The 20,145-nt window shown below is 46.2% G+C and carries 19 protein-coding genes; 13 read left to right on the forward strand and 6 right to left on the reverse strand.

All coding sequences use genetic code 11. The features are described 5' to 3' along the window. Window positions 1-138 precede the first annotated feature (138 nt). The 9 genes from JOD82_RS22180 (at window position 139) to JOD82_RS22220 (ending at window position 9,879) form a co-directional block, all read left to right on the forward strand. Window positions 139-1,392: a cation:dicarboxylate symporter family transporter gene (locus JOD82_RS22180; RefSeq protein ID WP_069010145.1), complete on the forward strand. Its 1,254-nt coding sequence runs from the start codon at window positions 139-141 to the stop codon at window positions 1,390-1,392. Window positions 1,393-1,650: 258 nt separating this feature from the next. Further along, window positions 1,651-3,162, forward strand: coding sequence for a methyl-accepting chemotaxis protein (locus tag JOD82_RS29560; RefSeq protein ID WP_069010144.1), 1,512 nt, complete (start codon window positions 1,651-1,653; stop codon window positions 3,160-3,162). Between the two features lie 131 nt (window positions 3,163-3,293). Further along, window positions 3,294-3,656, forward strand: coding sequence for a DUF1304 domain-containing protein (locus JOD82_RS22190; protein ID WP_029516891.1), 363 nt, complete (start codon window positions 3,294-3,296; stop codon window positions 3,654-3,656). 157 nt (window positions 3,657-3,813) lie between these two features. Next, window positions 3,814-5,433 carry an ABC transporter substrate-binding protein gene (locus tag JOD82_RS22195; protein ID WP_069010143.1) on the forward strand — a complete coding sequence of 540 codons (1,620 nt, stop codon included), beginning with the start codon at window positions 3,814-3,816 and terminating at the stop codon, window positions 5,431-5,433. Between the two features lie 72 nt (window positions 5,434-5,505). Then, window positions 5,506-6,456, forward strand: a complete 951-nt coding sequence (locus JOD82_RS22200) for an ABC transporter permease (RefSeq protein ID WP_029516889.1) — start codon at window positions 5,506-5,508, stop codon at window positions 6,454-6,456. Between the two features lie 4 nt (window positions 6,457-6,460). Further along, the gene (locus JOD82_RS22205; protein WP_013308329.1) at window positions 6,461-7,306 is read left to right on the forward strand and encodes an ABC transporter permease; all 846 of its coding nucleotides are present in this window, start codon (window positions 6,461-6,463) and stop codon (window positions 7,304-7,306) included. Between the two features lie 75 nt (window positions 7,307-7,381). Then, window positions 7,382-8,419 carry an ABC transporter ATP-binding protein gene (locus JOD82_RS22210; protein WP_069010142.1) on the forward strand — a complete coding sequence of 346 codons (1,038 nt, stop codon included), beginning with the start codon at window positions 7,382-7,384 and terminating at the stop codon, window positions 8,417-8,419. Continuing rightward, the gene (locus JOD82_RS22215; protein ID WP_069010141.1) at window positions 8,412-9,374 is read left to right on the forward strand and encodes an ABC transporter ATP-binding protein; all 963 of its coding nucleotides are present in this window, start codon (window positions 8,412-8,414) and stop codon (window positions 9,372-9,374) included. Before JOD82_RS22210 ends, JOD82_RS22215 begins: the two co-directional genes overlap by 8 nt. Window positions 9,375-9,423: 49 nt before the next feature. Next, window positions 9,424-9,879, forward strand: coding sequence for a hypothetical protein (locus JOD82_RS22220; protein ID WP_069010140.1), 456 nt, complete (start codon window positions 9,424-9,426; stop codon window positions 9,877-9,879). 69 nt (window positions 9,880-9,948) lie between these two features. Here JOD82_RS22220 and JOD82_RS22225 read toward each other — a convergent pair whose 3' ends face one another. Together JOD82_RS22225 and JOD82_RS22230 are read right to left on the reverse strand one after the other, a co-directional pair. Next, window positions 9,949-10,563, reverse strand: coding sequence for a hypothetical protein (locus tag JOD82_RS22225; protein ID WP_069010139.1), 615 nt, complete (start codon window positions 10,561-10,563; stop codon window positions 9,949-9,951). Then, the gene (locus tag JOD82_RS22230) at window positions 10,556-11,431 is read right to left on the reverse strand and encodes a S16 family serine protease (RefSeq protein WP_245231682.1); all 876 of its coding nucleotides are present in this window, start codon (window positions 11,429-11,431) and stop codon (window positions 10,556-10,558) included. Before JOD82_RS22230 ends, JOD82_RS22225 begins: the two co-directional genes overlap by 8 nt. 164 nt (window positions 11,432-11,595) lie before the next feature. On the opposite strand from JOD82_RS22230, the gene JOD82_RS22235 reads away from it, so the two are divergent. From JOD82_RS22235 to JOD82_RS22245, 3 genes are all read left to right on the forward strand, one after another. Further along, window positions 11,596-12,153, forward strand: coding sequence for a GNAT family N-acetyltransferase (locus JOD82_RS22235; protein WP_029516882.1), 558 nt, complete (start codon window positions 11,596-11,598; stop codon window positions 12,151-12,153). 249 nt (window positions 12,154-12,402) lie between these two features. Continuing rightward, a complete protein-coding gene (locus JOD82_RS22240; protein WP_069010136.1) occupies window positions 12,403-13,701 on the forward strand; it encodes an ABC transporter substrate-binding protein in 1,299 nt (432 codons plus the stop codon). A gap of 38 nt (window positions 13,702-13,739) precedes the next feature. Then, a complete protein-coding gene (locus JOD82_RS22245; protein ID WP_165149244.1) occupies window positions 13,740-13,889 on the forward strand; it encodes a hypothetical protein in 150 nt (49 codons plus the stop codon). Window positions 13,890-14,171: 282 nt separating this feature from the next. Here JOD82_RS22245 and JOD82_RS22250 read toward each other — a convergent pair whose 3' ends face one another. The 4 genes from JOD82_RS22250 to JOD82_RS22265 form a co-directional block, all read right to left on the reverse strand. Then, window positions 14,172-15,332, reverse strand: a complete 1,161-nt coding sequence (locus JOD82_RS22250; RefSeq protein WP_029516880.1) for an alpha/beta hydrolase family protein — start codon at window positions 15,330-15,332, stop codon at window positions 14,172-14,174. 221 nt (window positions 15,333-15,553) lie between these two features. Beyond that, entirely contained in the window at window positions 15,554-16,609 is a 1,056-nt protein-coding gene (locus JOD82_RS22255) for a HAMP domain-containing sensor histidine kinase (protein ID WP_029516879.1), read from the reverse strand. A 1-nt stretch (window position 16,610) separates the two neighbouring features. Further along, window positions 16,611-17,306, reverse strand: a complete 696-nt coding sequence (locus JOD82_RS22260) for a response regulator transcription factor (RefSeq protein WP_029516878.1) — start codon at window positions 17,304-17,306, stop codon at window positions 16,611-16,613. Window positions 17,307-17,797: 491 nt separating this feature from the next. Continuing rightward, entirely contained in the window at window positions 17,798-18,634 is an 837-nt protein-coding gene (locus JOD82_RS22265; RefSeq protein WP_029516877.1) for a helix-turn-helix transcriptional regulator, read from the reverse strand. Window positions 18,635-18,772: 138 nt separating this feature from the next. On the opposite strand from JOD82_RS22265, the gene JOD82_RS22270 reads away from it, so the two are divergent. Next, complete coding sequence (locus tag JOD82_RS22270; RefSeq protein WP_069010135.1) at window positions 18,773-20,059, forward strand: Gfo/Idh/MocA family protein; 1,287 nt, start codon at window positions 18,773-18,775, stop codon at window positions 20,057-20,059. Window positions 20,060-20,145 lie beyond the last annotated feature (86 nt).

Genomic DNA, 20,145 nt, shown 5'->3' on the forward strand with positions numbered 1-20,145 from the left:
GAATTTATAGAAAAAAATAAATGCAGCTGTAGATAATTGTCGGTTTTTATAGATCAGATTGTAGTATAAATAACATCATTTGAATATTAAGAACAGCATACTGCAAAAATATACAAATCAGCCAGGGGGGGACACGAAGTGAAAAAGATTAATTTGACGATGCAAATCTTTATCGGTCTGGCTTTAGGTATTATTATTGGTGCCTTATTTTACGGCAATTCAGGGGTGGAAGTCTACTTAAAGCCAATCGGCGATATTTTCATCCGCTTGATCAAGATGATTGTCGTGCCTATTGTGATCTCAACGCTCATTATCGGCGTTGCCGGCGTGGGCGATATGAAAAAACTAGGTAAACTTGGCGGAAAGTCCATTCTGTACTTTGAGATTGTAACGACAGTCGCCATCCTGTTCGGACTGCTTGTTGCTAACCTGGTTCGACCTGGTGACGGCGTGGACATGTCCCACCTGGCGAAGAGTGATATCCATTCCTATGTGGAGACTGCAGAGAAGTCAGGCCATAGCTTTATAGATACGATTGTGCATATTGTTCCTACCAATGTTATTCAAGCTCTGGGCGAGGGAGATATGCTCGCTATTATATTCTTCTCCGTACTGTTTGGACTAGGGGTAGCGGCGATTGGTGACAAGGGCAAGCCTGTGCTGAATTTCTTTGAAGGCGTAGCCGACGCCATGTTCTGGGTAACCAATCAGGTCATGCGCCTGGCTCCGTTCGGAGTATTTGCACTGATTGGAACGACAGTGGCCAAGTTTGGGTTGGCTTCATTATGGCCGTTATTGAAGCTTGTTTTGTCGGTGTACGGCTCCATGGCGCTGTTCATTGTGATTGTTTTCGGAATTATCGCCAAGCTGTGCGGTACCCGTCTCTGGACCATGATTAAAATTTTGAAAAGTGAGCTGTTGCTTGCATATTCGACGGCCAGTTCGGAAAGTGTTTTGCCTAAGATCATGGAGAAGATGGAGAAGTTCGGATGTCCTAAAGGAATTACGTCCTTTGTCATTCCGATTGGGTATTCTTTTAATCTGGACGGTTCCACCCTGTATCAGGCACTGGCTGCGATTTTCATTGCCCAAATGTATGGTATTGATCTGCCAATCACGACACAGATCACGCTGGTACTAGTATTAATTATTTCTTCCAAAGGTATTGCAGGTGTGCCGGGTGCTTCCTTTGTCGTTTTGCTCGCTACGCTTGGAGCAGTGAACCTCCCGCTGGAGGGTTTGGCTTTTATCGCTGGTATTGATCGCATTCTGGATATGGCGCGTACGGTAGTTAATGTATTAGGTAACTCGCTTGCCGCTGTGGTCATGTCCAAATGGGAAGGCCAATATGATAAAGAAAAGGGCGAGGAATACGTTGCTTCAATTAAATAAGATATAACGAACTGAATAGTTGACAGAAAGAGCACTTTTGCGCAGTAATGCAAAGGTGCCCTTTCTGTTTCCAGACTTGTTAGAATTCTTCCTTTTTCGACATTTTTCGATGTTTCCTGTATGGAATTATAGGTATATGGACATGAAAAATAAGTCTTAATGCCTATGTAATTAACGATTTAATTATAATGATTCTTAATAAAATTCCGATATTAAATTATACCGTTTTATATATTGGCTTAGAAGGGAAGATCATATATGTTTCTCAAGAAAAATGAGTCTCAATCACTTGCTCCTTTAGTAGAAGAAAGCCGCAAACTTTCACAAAGAATACAGCAAAAAGATTATTCTGCTGTAATACAGGTTTCCTCAGCTTCTCCTGAGGTTCAAGAAATCGCAAACAATGTTAACCAAGCGATAGAGTCCATGAAAAATGATGCTCAACATGTTGATATCCGTTTGAAGCTTGTTACCAAGGCTATAGAGATTGGCTTATGGGACATGGAGGTCATTGCCGGTGATCCTGTCAATCCAAGTAATACGTTCACATGGTCAGAAGAATTCCGTTCTATGCTGGGGTATCAGAGCGAAAAGGACTTCCCTAATGTATTAGATAGCTGGTCATCTCGGCTGCATCCCGAAGATTATGACAGGTCTTTGGCAGAATTGTCTGATCATTTACTGGACTTTACGGGAAAGACCCCTTATGACGTACAGTATCGTTTGAGGCTGAAGCATGGAGAATATCGTTGGTTCCGGGCTACCGGAACGACGATCCGTGACCAGCAGGGAGTGCCGCTTCGGATTGCAGGCGCTCTGTTGGATGTGCACGATCAGAAGATTAAGTCTGAGGAGCTTCAGGCATTGGTTACAAGATACGATCTCATTAATCGTGTTTTGGTGGAGGCTCCTTACGATGTAAACATTATTGGAGGAGACATTGAGAATCCGGATAGTATATTTTGGTGGTCACCGCAATTCCGGGCTACGCTGGGCTTTAAGGATGAGCAAGATTTCCCAAGCAAGCTTAGCAGTTGGGCTTCAATTCTGTATCCTGAGGACGCCGAAATGGCGATTAAAGTTTTGAATGATCATTTAAATGATTATACAGGGCGCACACCTTATGAAATGGAATGTCGTTTGGTGCGTAAGAATGGTGAGCATCGCTGGTATTATTGCAGTGGAAAAACATTGCGCGATAGCAAGGGAGTGCCTATTCGGATTGCGGGTACCATTCGTGACATTACAATAGAAAAGGAAAAGCAGGCTATTGCGGATGAACTCACGCTCAAGATCCAGCATCTCTCCGATTCCATTACGGAAATGGTGAATGGTGTTAATTCGGTTAGTAACCAAGCGCAGGAGCTGGCTACGGCTCAGGAGCAATCGACAGACGCAGCGAATCAAGCCAAAGTCAGTGCAGAAGAGACACAAAACATTTCCAACTTCATTAAAGAGATTGCAAATCAAACGAATCTGCTGGGTCTGAATGCTGCCATTGAGGCATCGCGTGCGGGCGAGCAGGGGCGGGGTTTTGCGGTAGTCGCAGATGAAGTGAGAAAACTCGCTATTCACAGTGCTGATGCGACCGGAAATATCGAGACCAGTCTGGACGAAATGAAGACACTCATCGAGCGGATTTTGCACAATATCGGGAACATGTCTACGCTGACACAGACACAAGCCGCCCTAACTCAGCAAGTGAATGCATCTACGGACGAGATCAACAGCATGTCCAAAGCTTTGTTGGATTTCGCGAGAACGATGTAAGGCTTCATGTAGAAATGAGGCCGGGCCTAAGGTTCGGTCTCTTTACTGTTTTTGGAAGATGAACTATACTTTTTGAGGATCGATCTAAAAATCACCTCATAGTAACTTTATGTGGAAAAGAGGAACATACCTTGAGCTTACTTAGTTCAATATTGGTCGGAATTGTAGCTCTGGAACATGTGTACATTCTAATATTGGAAATGTTTCTGTGGACGACTCCGCGGGCGATGCGTACGTTCGGGACCTCGAAGGAGCTGGCGGAAGCAAGCAAATCCCTGGCAGCAAATCAGGGGCTGTATAACGGATTTCTGGCAGCCGGATTGGTGTGGGGCTTGTTCTATCCGGAACCTGTAATCGGGCGGCAAATCCAATTATTCTTTGTCATTTGTGTGGTAGTGGCTGCGGTATATGGTGCATTAACTGCCAACAAGTCTATTTTATTAAAGCAAGGTCTGCCTGCCATCCTGGCACTAATCAGTTTGTGGATATTCTGAAGACACTCTTAACGGGTGTCTTTTTTCTAGATTCGATCACATAATGTCTGGAATGCTAATGACAAGGGGAATAAACAGTTTTTGACCGATTGTAAATCCGACTATTCCGATTTATAATAAATTTATTACATACTAAGAGGACACGGGGGCTAGAGCGATGCGTCGTAATTTGACTGGTGTATTGGTATTCATTGTATTGATGTTGGTTGTAAGTGCATGCTCCGGCGGGAATTCTGGATCTACGTCTGAGACGAATGGGAATACACCCGGTACAGCTACCACAACAGCTGATAACGGACAGCCAAAAGACGGCGGCAGCCTGATCATTGGCGTACAAGCTGATCCGGTGGTGCTGAATCCGAACTATGCGGGTGATCGGGTAAGTCTGACGATAGACCAGGCGATATTCGCACCATTGTTTCAGGTGAACAATGGCAAAAAGACATTTTATTTAGCAGACAGTCTGACTCCTTCAGCAGACAAGCTGACTTATACACTAAAACTGAAAAAAGATCTGACTTGGCATGATGGCGAGAAGCTGACAGCTGACGATGTTGTTTTCACCATTAACAAAATTTTGGATGAGAAGCAGCACAGCTTTTTGAGAAGTAATTTTATGGTTAATGGCAAACCGGTTCAGGCGAGCAAGGTTGATGATACAACGGTGGATTTCAAACTTCCTCAGCCAGCTCCTGCTTTTGAGGCAGCACTGGTACAGGTATCCCCGATTCCGAAGCACATTTTCGAGAATGAAGCGGATATTGAGAAAAGTACAAAAAACAACTCTCCGGTTGGATCAGGTCCTTTCAAATTTAAAGAGTACAAAACCGGTGAGTACGTTACACTCGAACGGTTCGATAACTATGTTGGCGGAAAGCCGCATCTGGATTCAGTAACATACCGAATTGTTAAAGATTCAAATGCTGCGAATTTGGCCCTTCAAAATGGTGAGATTAATGTAAACTATCTCGATCCGCAAAATGTGGAGACCATTAAAGCAACAGATAAGTTTGACATTTTCCCTTACAGCGAAGGTCGCTTGGCTTATCTGATGTTTAATGAAAACAGTGATACGAAGCAGCTGAACAAAAAAGAAGTGCGTCAGGCGCTTTCTTATGCATTAAATCAGGATGAGTTGATTCAAGTTTCCTATGGCTCCAAGGATTATGCAGACACTGCAAAATCTGCTCTGACACAGGACGTACTGTATCACACGAACGACGTTGCATTTTTTAATAATGATGTGAACAAAGCAAAAGAGCTGCTGAAATCGGCTGGAGCTGAAGGACTGAAACTGCGCATTATCATTCCGGGCGGTAACAAGGTACAGGAAGCACAAGCACTCTATATCCAGCAGAAGTTAAAGGACATAGGCGTTCAGCTGGACGTGAACAGCATGGATTCATCGGCATGGTCGCAAAAGTTCGTCGATACGAATGCCAAGGACTTTGATCTGGCGATCAGCGGCTACATCATGGGGTATGACCCTGACGCATATCGTATTTTGTATAGCACCGGATCATCCTCCAACTATTCGCATTATTCGAATAAGGAAGTGGATAAACTGCTGGAAGAGGGCGCGGGTGAGTCGGATACGACTAAACGTGGAGAAATTTATAAAAAGGTACAAGAGCTGCTGGCTGAGGATGCTGTCATCTATCCGATTGCTTACACCAAGACTATTGTAGCCTTCGACAAGCAGTATGGCGGTATTGATCAGGCTGTGCTGAAGCCGGTCGTGATTTTCGAGGATTTGTCCAAAATTTATCACAAATAAGACAGGGTTTTCAAAAATAAGCTGGGCTAACCAGCTTATTTTTTTCGAAAACAGCAAGGGGAAGGGAAACGTATGAGACAACTCATCGCCAGAAGGTTGCTGCAAGTTATACCGATGCTATTTTTTGTGTCCATCGTCTGCTTCGGCTTGATCAAGCTGGCCCCAGGTGATCCGGTTCTCTCTTTTGTTACACCGAATATGCATCTGGAAGACATTGAACGAATGAGGCATAGCTTGGGGCTGGACCAGCCCGCTTACGTGCAGTACATATTATGGCTTAAAAAGAGTCTAACGGGTGATCTCGGCTACTCGCTAATTAATCACCAGCCCGTGCTGGATCAGATTCTCGACCGTCTCCCGGCTACAGCCGGGTTAATGGGCGCATCCATCATACTTGCTGTGCTGGTTGCCATCCCACTTGGTTTGACGGCTGCGGCGAATCGGAATCGCTGGATCGACAAGCTCATTAATCTGATGTCGTACATCGGGATTTCTGTTCCGCTGTTTTGGCTCGGTATTTTACTTATTTATTTGTTTGCGATTTATCTGCATTGGCTTCCGAGTACTGGGATGCGTACCATCGGTACGGACTCGGTGCTGGATGTGATCAAGCATGGGATTTTACCATGTTTTGTACTGGCCTTCGGTTTTCTGTCTGTGTATGTGAGGTACATCCGTTCCAGCACAATTACGCAGCTCAAGGAAGAGTACGTGCAGATTCAATACGCGTTCGGGTCTGGAAAAAGACTAGTTTTGTTTCGACATGTGCTCAAGCATGTGCTGCTGCCCATCATTACGCTGCTCGGAATGTCGGTTGCGGACTTGGTGGCTGGAGCCATTGTGACGGAGACGGTATTTTCCTGGCCGGGCATTGGCTCGCTGGGCATGACGGCGGTAAAAGGGATGGATTATCCTGTCATCATGGGGATTACTTTATTTTCCGCTCTGCTGCTGATCCTGGGTAATCTGCTTGCGGATATCTTGTACAGCATTGCGGACCCGAGAATTAAATCAACGAGGTGAATTCATGAATCGGAGCAAATGGCGCAACATCGGGATCGAGCTGATGACGAGCAAAATGGGCGCCGTCGCCCTCATACTATTGATTGTATTTTCGCTGGGGGCGATTTTCGCATTTTTATCGCCGCAGGACCCGAATAAGTTGAACGTGCTGGAGCGTCTCCAACCACCGGGAGCGGCACACTGGTTTGGAACGGATGATTATGGGCGGGACTATTTTACAAGAGCACTGTACGGCGGACGTGTATCATTGCTGGTAGGCTTCGCGTCCATGATTATTGCGACCAGTATCGGTGCAGTGGTAGGTATTGTGAGCGGGTATTTTGGAGGATGGATCGACAATCTGCTTATGCGGGTTTTGGAGCTGATCATGTCGATTCCGTCTTTCTTGGTTATTTTGCTGCTGAGTGTGTTTTTGAAGCCGGGCGTCGGCAATATCATTGTCATTATCGCCTTGCTCATGTGGATGAACATTGCCCGGGTGGTGCGGGCAGAGACAATGACGTTGCGTGAACGGGAGTATGTACTATACGCCAAAGCTTCGGGACAAAGTACGTTTGGTATTATTATGAAGCACATTGTACCTAATCTGATTCCGGTAATTATCGTAGGGGCGACGAACAATATCGCTTCAGCAATTATGATGGAATCGTCACTGAGCTTCCTCGGCTTTGGTGTTCAGCTGCCGAATGCTACGTGGGGCAGTATGCTGAATAATGCCCAAGGATATATTGCACAGGCCCCATATATGGCATTGTTTCCGGGATTGCTTATTTTACTGACTGTGTTGAGCTTTAATGTTTTGGGAGATGTGCTGCGTGTAGGCTTTGAACCCAAATTAGTAAAACGATGATTCATAGTTTCATAGATTCATAGTACAGGCCCATTACAAATGGCTCCAGGAGCGATAGGAAGGAGCGAAAACACGATGACAGAACATCTACTGTCCGTCGAACAGCTGGAGGTCTCGTTTTTCACTCGTGAGGGGGAGAATCAGGCAGTTCGAGGGGTTAGTTTTCATATTGATGCTGGAGAAACGGTAGGAATCGTAGGAGAATCCGGCAGCGGCAAAAGTGTGACAGCGAAAGCGATCATGTCGATGATAGCCCCGCCGGGCAAGCGGCTGAACGGCGATATCCGTTATCGGGGACAAAGTCTGACCGCTCTGACGGAAAAGCAATGGCGCAAAATACGTGGAAACCAGATTGCGATGGTCTTTCAGGACCCGATGACCTCGCTGAATCCGGTCAAAAAGGTTGGCTATCACCTGGTCGAGGTGATTCGCAGACATCGAGGACTGAGCAAGGAAGCGGCTACGCAAGCAGCTGTAGAACTGCTGCGACAAGTAGGCATTACCGAGCCGGAGCGCCGAATGAACCAATACCCGCATCAATTCAGCGGCGGGATGCGCCAGCGGGTGATGATTGCTATGGCGCTCTCGTGCAGCCCGGAGCTGCTGATTGCAGATGAGCCGACTACAGCGCTGGACGTGACGATTCAGGCGCAAATCTTGGAGCTGCTCAAGTCTTTAAAGCAGCAATCCGACATGTCGATTGCTCTAATCACCCATGATCTGGGCGTCGTCGCCCAGGTGTGCAGCCGTGTCATCGTGATGTACGGCGGCATGGTGATGGAGGAGGGACGCGTGGACGATATCTTTTATCGTCCGGGCCACCCGTATACGCAGGGCCTGCTGCGTTCTGTGCCCCAGCGTACGAACGGCTTCCGAGAGCGGCTGGTGCCGATTGAGGGCACGCCGCCGGACCTGCTGAACCCGCCATCGGGCTGTCCGTTCATGGAACGGTGCCCGCATGCGTTTGCCCGCTGTGTAGAGCGGCCGCCGATGATAGAGCTGCGCCCGGGTCAGCGAGCAGCCTGCTGGTTGAACGATCCGGAAGCAGGGCCTGCTGGAGTCTACGAGACGCCCGAAGCGGGCCATACGGAAGGGGGGAATAACGGTGAGTGAAGCAAATAATGTATTGAGTGAGCATCAGCCATTGGTAGAGGTACACCAGCTTAAGAAGCATTTTGTGACCGCAAAGGATTTGTTAGGGCGTAGCTCTGAGGTGCTCAAGGCGGTAGATGGCGTGAGCTTTCAAATCAAGCGTGGCGAGACGTTCGGACTGGTCGGTGAGTCAGGTAGTGGGAAATCAACGGTTGGACGCTGTCTGACACGGTTATACGATTATACAGAAGGTACGGTACGCTTTGACGGCCAGGATATTTCCAAGCTGAACGATAAACAGCTCAAGCCGCTGCGTCGGCGCATTCAGAGCATTTTTCAGGACCCATATTCCTCTCTTAATCCGGGTATGAACGTGCTTGACCTGATCTGTGAGCCGATGGATATTCACAGATTGCATCAGGGGAGTGAGCGTAAGGATGCCGTAGTGGCTTTACTGGAGAAGGTAGGGCTGAAGCGAGAGCATCTGTACCGCTACTCGCACGAGTTCAGCGGCGGGCAGCGCCAGCGGATTTCCATCGCTCGTGCTCTGTCCGTGAACCCCGAGTTCATCGTCTGTGACGAGCCGATTTCGGCACTCGATGTGTCCATCCAGGCGCAGGTCATTAACACGCTGGAGGATCTCCAGCAGGAGTTCGGGCTGACGTACCTGTTCATCGCCCATGACTTGTCGATGGTGCGGCATATTTCAGACCGAATCGGTGTGATGTACCATGGGCGACTGGTAGAAGTAGCTGATGCAGATGAATTGTATGAGCAGCCCGCTCATCCTTATACGCAGGCGCTGTTGTCCTCTATCCCTGTGCCTGATCCGAGAGCAGTCGGAGAGCGCGAGGGACTGGGGGGAAGCTTGGCCCAACCAGACGGTTCATTAGTATGGGACAAGGATAACAACAGTGCAACCGAGCTGAGAGAAATCAGTCCCGGCCATTATGTAGCATACCCGGTTAACCGTTAGGGTTAAGATCGGTTGTACGATGTGCATGACCCAAAGGAGGCAAAAAACGATGACTGAATCGACGAAAAGAGTACGTATTTCCCAATGGGACGCGCTCTTGCTGGAATCATTACGCTCTTTAGGCTGGTCCCAAGAGGAATTAATCCGTCGGGTGCAGCAAAATGAGCTGCCAACGGACGGACCATCCGATTTTGATTATACAGAGCTTGTCACTGGGCTGGCGTCCCAAGAGCCGGAGGTGTTTGTCAGCGCGGTAACGGATGGATATCAGATCAAGTACAATACGATCCGGGGCATTCGTTCGTGGATTGCCGTTGCGTTCGGGCGGGAGCCTGAGCTGTCCCTGGAGGAAGGAAGCGAAGCCGTTACATCCGAACTGACGAAGGCTGAGTATGATCGGCTTGGGCGGGTACTGTCATTAGGCTGGGTCATCCAGGAAGTACGTCCCGCGGAGGGCGAGACTTCAGGATTATACCGAATTGTACCTGCTTCACAGACGCATTAAATCCTGGGGATGAAGTAATATACTTTACCAGAAATTGAAACGAGCTGACGTGGAGGCCAGCTCGTTTTTTTATTGCAATTCTTCTTCATCTTTTTTATTCAGCATAACCAGACTATTGTGAATGATCCGTGTCATGCAGTAAAAGAAGGCCATTCTGGTGGTTTGCATAATAGCTCCCAACAACATGGACATCGATTCCATTTGGGAAAAATGTAAGATAAGAATCCGGTTAATAATTCCTTCACCAAACCAGACAAAATATAGCGGAACAATCATCTTTTGAATATAACGAGCTTTACGCCCCAATTCGGGGTGGAGCGCAAAGTACCTATAAATATGGGTGAATGTATTGGAGAATCCCCACAAGTTAATAAAAGGAATCATGCGAGCAATGGCTCCCACGGTACGAATCGGATAATCGGAATGTTTTTGCCGGATGGCTTTATGTACTTGAACTAGCCAGATCAGATAGGTTACAAAACACATGTAGTACAGAACAAAGCTAAAGACTGTAAATTTTTGCTCCAATTCGTATAGATGATCATAATAAAAATCATTTGCGTAAATATACACTAACGTAAAAATAAGGATAATAAATTCACCTATAGTGCCCACCGCTAGCAAGGCTTGGTGTACGCTGCCAGCTGTCTTGGATGGAAATGCTTTGGAATCTGATTCATTCAAGATGTACTTCCTCCCAGTCTAGTTGCTTCAAATACACGATAGCATCCTCCAGTGTTTCTACGGGGATAATGCGCAGCTTGAGTCCATGTTCCTTTTGGACTCGGGCAGCCTCTGCTTCGTTGCCTTCCTCCCCATACCATTCATAATCTGCCGGTACGAAAAATAGATCAACCTTTGCCGCCTCGGCTCCCAGCAGTTTTTGCTCCAGCCCACCGACCGATCCGACATCCCCGTATTCTTCCATCGTGCCAGTGCCTGCAATTTTGTGACGTCCGCGATCTGAAAAGTCGATGTTATTGGCTTCCTCATACAGTCCGATGCCTGTCATCAGACCCAAGGAATTCCCCGCAAGATCCTGCAAATGAGTCAATAGCTCCGCATAGCGAGCATCCTCCAATTTGCTAAGATTCGAGAAAGGTGTTGAATCACCACCTGTTTCGCTGTCTACACTTAATTCCGTCGCTGCATGTACAGCTTGCATAGCAGAATATTTTAGCGTGTCCGTCTCTGAAAGGTCCTTCAAATAAGAGTCCACTTCATCAGGGGCAATGGGTTCAAACTTAATCGCACCCCCGGATACATTTTCACTGGAATATACATTCCAACGCTCCAGGAGATTGTTAGCAATACCCGTTTGAACAGACGCAAAAAACACGCTTCCCTGAACGCCAAGATCTTTGACCGGATGCATTTCTCCTTGCAAAATATACTGTGCAGGCATAGGCCGTGTTCCAATAAAGGCGGCGATAGCCGGGATCAGCAGCAGCGCGAAAATGAGTATACGTTCTTTGTTAATGCCAAATATCTTTTTGAGGAGATATGGATTACGGCTTGGCACCTCATTCACAACCTTTCCAACTGTTCTCATACGGATATCATCGGTTGAAAAGATTAGAAAGGTTACATTTTTCACCATAAATGACCGATAAGAGTATAGTAGTATACATATTTTTAACGCTCTGCCAGATCACCGACGCTCTTTTTTTATGCTATATTTTATACATAAGGAAAATTAGAGAGCTGAGGTGCAGCATGACATCAATGACTATTGTCGAATCATCCGTCAAACCAGGATTAATGGCTTTTCAGGCAAGCACTGAAGATCAGGAGCAGGTTCAGGAGTTAATTTTAAAGACGGCCAGGTGGCTGCACAGCAAAGGCTCTACGCAATGGGGACGCTTATTAAAAGGAAAAGATGATCACAACCTAGGCGGCGCTATTGCACGTGGAGAAGTGATTATTTTCCGAGCATCAGAGGATCATGGCTTGGCAGGCGCAGTGATCTTGCAGCAGCAGCCCAGTGCATGGGACCGTAAGTTGTGGGGATTAGACGAAACGGATTCTGAGGGAGGAACCTCAGTATATCTGCATCGTTTGGTTGTGGATCGCGATAGCACCGGGAAGGGTCTAGGCCTTGAGCTGATGCAATGGATTGAACAAGGTATCCACTTTACAGGCAAGGATCGAATCCGTTTAGACTGTATTGCGGGCAATGACAAGCTTAGCGAGTTTTACAGACAATGCGGTTATACGTATATAGGCGAAACGAACGGCTATAATACTTTTGAAAAGATGCTAATAAAGATTTAGAAAACTGAATTATAGCTCAAGGAATACGAAAGAAGGAAGCAGGTGATCTGCATTCTTCTTTTTTTGTTGTGCAGCCTTTACTTTCCCTTGATCGCTGTCATATCAGAGTCCTCCAAAAGAGAAAATTTATATGAAAATGAAAATGGGGATATCGTGTCTCACCCTTCTACATATGATGATAGGGAAGTTTTGTAAGCGTTTTAAAATAGGAAGGCATACAACCAAGTGAAGCTACAGGAGGCGGTTAAAGTGGACGATTACATGAGCTGGATAAAGATTGGATTTTTCCTTATCGTTCTGTTTTTACTTGCAGCGGCATGCAGTACCTCTCCCAAAATAGAGAACACAGACGGGCAAAAAGTGCGGCTTACGATGCAGGTTTGGGGTAATCCTGCGGAGGTAAAGGTGTATCAGCGGGCACTCGATGCATTTGAAAAGGAAAACCCGAATATCGAGGTTAAGCTGGTGCCTGTACCGGGAGACCAATATGAGCAAAAGCTGTTGACACAGCTTCAGGGAAGTCGCGGACCGGATGTGTTTTATTCGTATGAACCGACGATTGCGCGTTTGATCGGGGCGAAGCAGGTACAGCCTTTGGGTGAGTTTTTAAAAAGTGATGCAAGTGATGTGAAGGCTGAGGATTTTCCAGAAGGATTGTGGGGACCGGCAAAGCGTGATGGGGAAATCTATGGGGTCACTCCCGACTCAAACCCGATGGTCATGTATTACAACAAAAAGGTATTCAAGGAAGCAGGCGTGAAGACGCCGCAAGAATACTATGACGAAGGCAAATGGAACTGGGATGCCTTTGAGGAGGCTACTTCCAAGCTGAAGGCAGCCGGAAAACAGGGTTATATTGCGGAAAACTGGTGGGCTCACTGGTATTCATGGGTGTGGTCGAATGGCGGTCAGATTTTTGATGAACAGGGCAAATATGTGCTGGACCACAATGAAAAGGGCAAGGAAGCCTTCAGTTTTATGTACGATATGGTGAAAAGGGGAAATGCCGTATATCTCGGATCACTTCCCAAAGGGCAAGGGGCTGACGCGATGTTCATGTCCAATCAAGTCGGTATGCTGGCGGCGGGAAGATGGCTGGAGCCCTTGTTTAATCAAAATAAAAGCCTCGACTTTGATTATATCTACTGGCCATCCAATACCGGAAAGAATGAGCCCGTTGCCATTCCGGTTGCCTATGTAGCTGTAAATAAAAATAGTCCGCATGTACAAGAGGCCATGAAGCTGGCAGCATTCTACGTCTCTGTGAAGGGGCAGGAGGCGCGGCTGGTTGAAGGTGGGAATGCCATGGGTACGCTTGCTGCCGCAGATGAGAGCATTATGAAAAAGGCGACCATTGAGCATTCAAGCTATTTGACCGAGGGACGTAACATAGGGCATGCTCATGGATCTGCTTTGGCCTATGATGCTCAGGTGCCGGGGTTGAACTCGGATATCACGGAGACCATCGACCTGATGTTCTTGGGCAAGCAGGATGCTGGGGCAACCATTGAAAAGTTGAATCAGATCATATCCAAGGCGGTCAAGTAGGCACGGGATGACCCGTGACCGGGGAGGAAGGTGACTAGATGCCGAAAAAGCATCAAGCGCTGTGGGGGCCTTATAAACAAGCAAGGAACGTCGATATTTTTAATGGTCATGAGATTACCAATCTTCCCGTGAGCAGAAATTATATTAATAACCTGCTTGAGGTATACTCAGATGATGTATTGCCGTGAATATTATGAATCATCAGAGAGGCATGCCCAAATGAATGGAGGGTGCCGCGAAACAGCTAATTTACAGCTGATTTGCGACACCCTCTTTTAGTTGTCCGGACGGAAATGTACTCGTATTTCATGCTGTTTACGTCATCAACATACTATCTACGCCAGTCCATTGAAATTTCTTCTGTACTATTTGATAATCTAGACACAACAAAAGAAACGATTGACTCATATTCAAAACTACGAAAGGAGAATGCGAGTGAAATAGACTTTTACGTTATGACGTCTTGGCAATCACTCAGGGCGAGGTGCGGCTGGCCCAAGCCCAATTGAGCAGAGCCAATTCAGCGCTACCTCATGCAGCACGTTGATGTTGTCTACCTGACAGTGTTCTAATCCGCCAAGTCGTCTATCCTCTATCGGGAAGAATGTCTTGTTTTTCGAACCCGCTTGCTCATAATTTTTCAAGGCTTGTGTCAGCGGATTTGGCTGAACCAATATCTCTTCCGCTCCGTGCATTACAAGAAGCGGACATTCTATCTGGTGGAGCACGCCCTCAAGATCATAGGCAAAACGCGGATTACCCGCAAAGTCCTCCAAGCTTTTTGCCCCCAGAATTCTCATGCCATGTGCGGCCAGACTCGGTGGCATCCATTTAAGCATTGCATCCCAATCAAAGGCGTGCGTACCGCCGTCGGAGATGACGGCAGCAATCCTGTGATCGAACGAAGCGAATCGCAAAGAGTCGTAAGCCGCAAAACTCTCACCGTGCACGATAATCTTATCGGGATCGACTTCCGGCCGCGTTAGAAGAAAGTCGATTGCTCGGGAATGGAAAGCCTCACTGTCCGCTCGTCTTCCTTTTCCCTTTTCGTACAGCGAGAGGCCGGTGCCAGGCTGGTCATAGACCAGAAAGTTATATCCACACGAAATAAAAGCGGGACCTAGCCAGAAATAGTTTTCAATGGACCACTCGTCGCCACCGTTGAGAGCAAAAAGGGTCGGCTTCGGACCTTTTATCCAGGAAGGGGAGAAGAAGTAACCATCCAGCTTGACACCTTCGTAATCGACTTGGATCTTCTCCGGTTGGACATCGAAGTACTTTCCGGCAGCTTCGAAGAGTTCATTTACTTTCTTAAATACACGGATTTTCTCGGTGTCATCATCCATCACCGCATATTCCGCAATTCTGTAGTAATTGCAGGCACGAATGTAGCAGTTTCGTGCTGTATACCAGTTTCCAGCCGTTTCGGCCTCCTTGCCGTGTCTTTCCAATGCCTGAGCCGTTATGAGCCATTCCCTGTGCCACGTATCTTTGTCATCGGGGTCAATTTTTTTGCAGGCCTCGTAGATCTCGGTGACATCCGTAGCACCGAGGCTTGCCATACCTAAAGCTTTGGTGACTTGGTATGACATCATGTAGTGATTGGGCCAACGGCTGAACTCAATTGACATTGTAACATCCTCCTTTTCCAGTTCTAGTGATTGTAGTTTTTTTACTACAAGTAATTTTTACAACACAAAGATAAAGCTTTTTTAAAAGAAAAATAAATGTTTGTAAAGAGAATATAAAAAATTATAAAACACTGAAAAAATAAAAAAGGCTGCTGCCTGGGTGTTCACACCTGGCAGTAGCCTTTAACTCCTGTAGTAAAAGAAAATGTGCACAAATAAAATCAGTGTTGTGCGGCCAAGGGAAGACTGAATCTTATCCCCAAACCGCCATATTCGGAAGGGTAGGCGCAAATTTCGCCCCTATGATGTTCAATAATGGATTTACAGCTTGCAAGCCCCAGCCCCAGTCCGCCCTTTTGGATTTGCCGCGATTTATCCACAGTGAAAAATTTGAGGAACAGAGAAGATATATCCTTTTCCGGCACTCCAATTCCATTATCCTCGATTTGAAAAAAGGCATACTGTCCTAGCGGGTATCCAGTCATATACACTTTCAGCTTATTTTTCCCTCCATATCTTACAGCATTGCTAAAGAGGTTGCCGAAAACCCGACGTATCATCGGTTCATTGACCATCAGCAATATATTTTCCGTAAATGAATGGCGGCAAGTAAGCTCGTTGTCAAGTCCTGCCAACTCATACTCATATTCAAGGGCAATGTTTTCAAATAATTTTGATGCTTTTACAGGTGTAGCTACCATAGATTCCAACTCCAGTTTTTCTTTGGTGAAGCTGGAAAAATCATTGATGAGTTCAACCATATATCCTGACTTCTTTTGAATCAAATCATAATATTCCTGCTTTTCAGTTTCTGGTAAATCCTTGTGCGTAGCCAGCAGTTCAGTAAAACCATTAATAGATGTCAAGGGTGTTTTCAAGTCGTGGGCAATTGCCGCGATCATCTCGATCTGCTCTTTGTGGGCGAGTTGAAGCCGGTGCTCCATCTTATTGAAGTGTTTATAAAGTTCTCCGATCTCGTCATTACTTCTCAGAGCTAGCGGAGGCAGTGGATGTACAATATTTACTTCTTCAAGCCTGGTATTCAGAAGCTGAATGGGTTTCTCTATGCAAAAATGAATATAGATAATCAGAATAATAAATATGAAACAGGCAATTGCAAATATGGGCAGGAGCAATGCTATATATCGCGAGTCCAGCAATGAACTGCGTATAGGGGAATATACTGCAAAGACAAGCTTCAGGTACATTCCAATCGAAAACATGAATATTATAAACATCAGCAGGAACAAAAGAGGAAGCTTTATTTTCAGTTTCATACTATTGCTCTCTTTCCGTGTATTTATATCCTATGCCCCATATTGTTTTAATAAAGTCATATTCAGGACCAAGTTTCTTACGGATATTTTTTATATGAACCGTTACGGTATTTATTTCTCCGTATTCGTCTCCCCAGACGTTTTCATATATCTGTTCACGAGTCAATACATTATTGGGGTGGCGCATGAGGATAGACAGAATCTGAAATTCCTTCGTTGATAAGTCGAGCTTCCTGCTATTCAGGAATGCTTCAAACGTCTTATCGTTCAAAATGAGCGGAGAATCCGCCTTTTCGTTACTGGGACTAAGTTCATCCCACTCTTTAAAAAGCCTGTCCACTTTTCTGAAGTGAGCCTTTATCCTGGAGACAAGCTCCTGAATACTGAAAGGTTTGGTCATGTAATCGTCTGCTCCTATTTCGAGCCCGACGATTTTATCAATGTCCTTATCACGCGCACTTAAAAACAAAATTGGAACATTATAAGAATTTCGGATACTTCTGCAGACATCAAGTCCATCCATATCAGGCATTACTATATCAAGAATGATGAAATCGATGTTATTTTCTTCCAATGCAGATAAGGCTTCTTCCCCAGAATATGCCGAAATTATTGCAAATTGCTCGTATCTTAAACTCTTTGTGATGAGTTTTACGATTTCTTCATCGTCGTCTACAACTAATATCGTTTTTAGCATATTTATACCTCCCAGCCGCTTTAAGTGGACTGAATTTATAAAACAAGAGCCGCATGATCCTCTCGCATTGAAAAAAGTAGCGTTCAAAGCGTCTCTGCGGTCGAGCTATGCACATATTCCAGCTTGAAGACCTGCATATAGCTTTTGACGTAATGTCCGGGAGTGTGTCTAATCAAAAGACGGTGTGAAAAGGCTGAAAACCATCACAAGTTTTGGTTTTCAGCCTTTTCCGATAAAGTCCATCCGAGCTACGCACTCCACGTGACTTTGATAGGACTCAAATGGGAAGATCATGAAACATGGTATACCTCAAATGGGTATTCCGCTCCAAATCCCTTACTGATTGAAATCAGTAAGGGATCATGGCTCTATAGTAACAGCTATTATCGTAATGTAAAGGGAGATGTAACGCACATTTTGGATTACACCAACCCTTCGGGTTTTAAAACTCCGAGAACCTTTGGAACAGGAGATGGCGATTTTTCGTATGGCTACTCCTTTTTGTATTTTTTTCGGTACTGTAGCGGGGTGTGCCCGGTAAGATGCTTGAATACACGACCAAAGTGAGCGATGCTGTCAAAACCCGTTTTTTCAGCAATGGAAGTCACTTTCCAGTTTGTTTCTCTCAGGTACACACGAGCCTGCTGGACCCGCACATCTTGAAGATATTCTACTAAGGTAAAACCTGTTGTCTGCTTGAAAATACGGCACAAATACGTGCTGCTAATATAAAAATGATCAGCCAGCTGATCTAGTGACAGGCTCTCGGCATAATGAGCATGCAGGTATGCGATGACTGAGTACACGCGTTGCTGCTTTTCGCTACGTTCCGGTGCAATGGTATCGGCAGTGGCCGATTGTATGCGCCGGATGCGGATAAGGAGCTGGAGTAGCAAGCTTTGGAGATATAGTTGGCGGTAGGCATGTTCTTGGTAGTATTCATCCAGCATTTGCTGGAATAGATGCTCCAGCTCGCATTGTTCTTCCGCGGAGGGGCGAAGCAGAAAGCTTTTTTCTGGCAGAAGAGGCTGGTTCTGATCGCTGGAGGGAGAGACAGTCATTGGCGAGGCTGCAAATTCTTCATCAAAGTTAATCAAAATCCGTTCATGGCTACCGCTACCCTTGTTACTTGTACGGTGAAAATCATGTTTGCTAATCCAAATCAGATCGCCCTTCTGGAGCGCGTATACCCGCTGATTAATGTAGTAGTAACGCTCTCCTGCCAGCAAATAATAGATTTCGTGCGCTTGGTGGACATGGTCGGCGGACATGCTGAATGGCACCGTCCGTAGCGCTTGCTCAATGGCAAAGCGGGGTGTAGCGATCATATCGATAGTCTCCTTTAATGAAAGAATACATAAGGATAATATATGTATATTTTTTGGGAAAAATCATAATAAAAGCGAAGATTTCGCTCTTTCTTATACTATAAAATAAAAGCAATTCATGTAAAGGGTGTGAGCCAATTGGCTAAAATCAAATATGCGCTTGTGGGTACCGGAGGAAGAGCCGAATTTTTTTACGGTGAAGTTGTTACCGTTTTCAAAGATACCTCGGAGCTGATCGCGTTCTGTGACGTCAATCAGACGAGAATGGATTATGCCAATCAGCTGTTGCAGGAGAAATACGAGTATGAGCCGATTGCGACCTATAAAGCACACGAGTTTGATCGGATGATCGCGGAGACGAAGCCGGATATCGTCATTGTCACGACCATTGACCGGGTGCATCACCGGTATATTATCCGGGCGATGGAGCTGGGCTGTGATGTCATTTCTGAGAAGCCGATGACGGTGGATGAGGACAAATGCCAAGACATTCTGGATGCCATAGACCGCACGGGACGGAAGCTGCGCGTCACCTTTAACTACCGCTATGCGCCGCATAATACGAAAATCCGCGAGATTATTATGGACGGAACGCTCGGAGAGGTGCTGTCAGTCAATTTCGAGTGGTTGCTGAATACACAGCATGGCGCAGATTATTTCCGTCGGTGGCACCGTGACAAGCGCAATAGCGGTGGTCTGCTAGTGCATAAATCGACGCATCATTTTGATCTGATGAACTTCTGGCTTGGCTCGAAACCGGAGACGGTGTATGCGATGGGAGATCTGAAATTTTACGGCCGGGAAAATGCGGAGCAGCGTGGCGTGACGGAGTTTTATCAACGGGCTTACGGCAGCAAGGCAGCGGAGAATGACCCCTTTGCGCTACACCTGGACCGTAATGAGCATCTAAAAAGTATGTATCTGGATGCTGAGCATGAGGATGGCTATGTGCGGGATCAAAGCGTATTTGGCGACAATATCAGCATAGAAGACACGCTGAGTGTCATGGTGAAGTATCAGAACAAGACGGTGATGAACTATTCACTGAATGCTTATATGCCTTGGGAGGGCTTTATCATCGTATTTAATGGCACGAAGGGACGGATGGAGGTTCGGGTATCCGAGCAATCCTATGTTAATTCCGGTGGCAGCAAGGCAGATGAGGGTGCGCTCAAAGAGAAGACTATCACCATCTATCCCCACTTTGCAGCACCTTATGAGGTCGAGGTAGAAGAAGGCGTAGGTGGTCATGGCGGAGGAGATCCAGTTATGCTGCGGGATATTTTTGATAAGCCGGCAGAGGATCGGTTTCATCGTGCGGCCTCACATATCGACGGTGCATGGTCCATTTTAACTGGCATCGCCGCCAACCGCTCTATGCGTACAGGTCAGCCAGTGAAGGTGGAGGAACTGGTGCGCTTGTAATGAGTAGTAAATTTAATACCGAAAAGACCCCTCTAACTAGATTGAACAGAGGGGTCTTATTTTGGTATTCAAATATAGAATGCACC

The sequence above is a fragment of the Paenibacillus sp. 1182 genome, assembly GCF_017833915.1.
Classification (GTDB): domain Bacteria; phylum Bacillota; class Bacilli; order Paenibacillales; family Paenibacillaceae; genus Paenibacillus; species Paenibacillus polymyxa_D.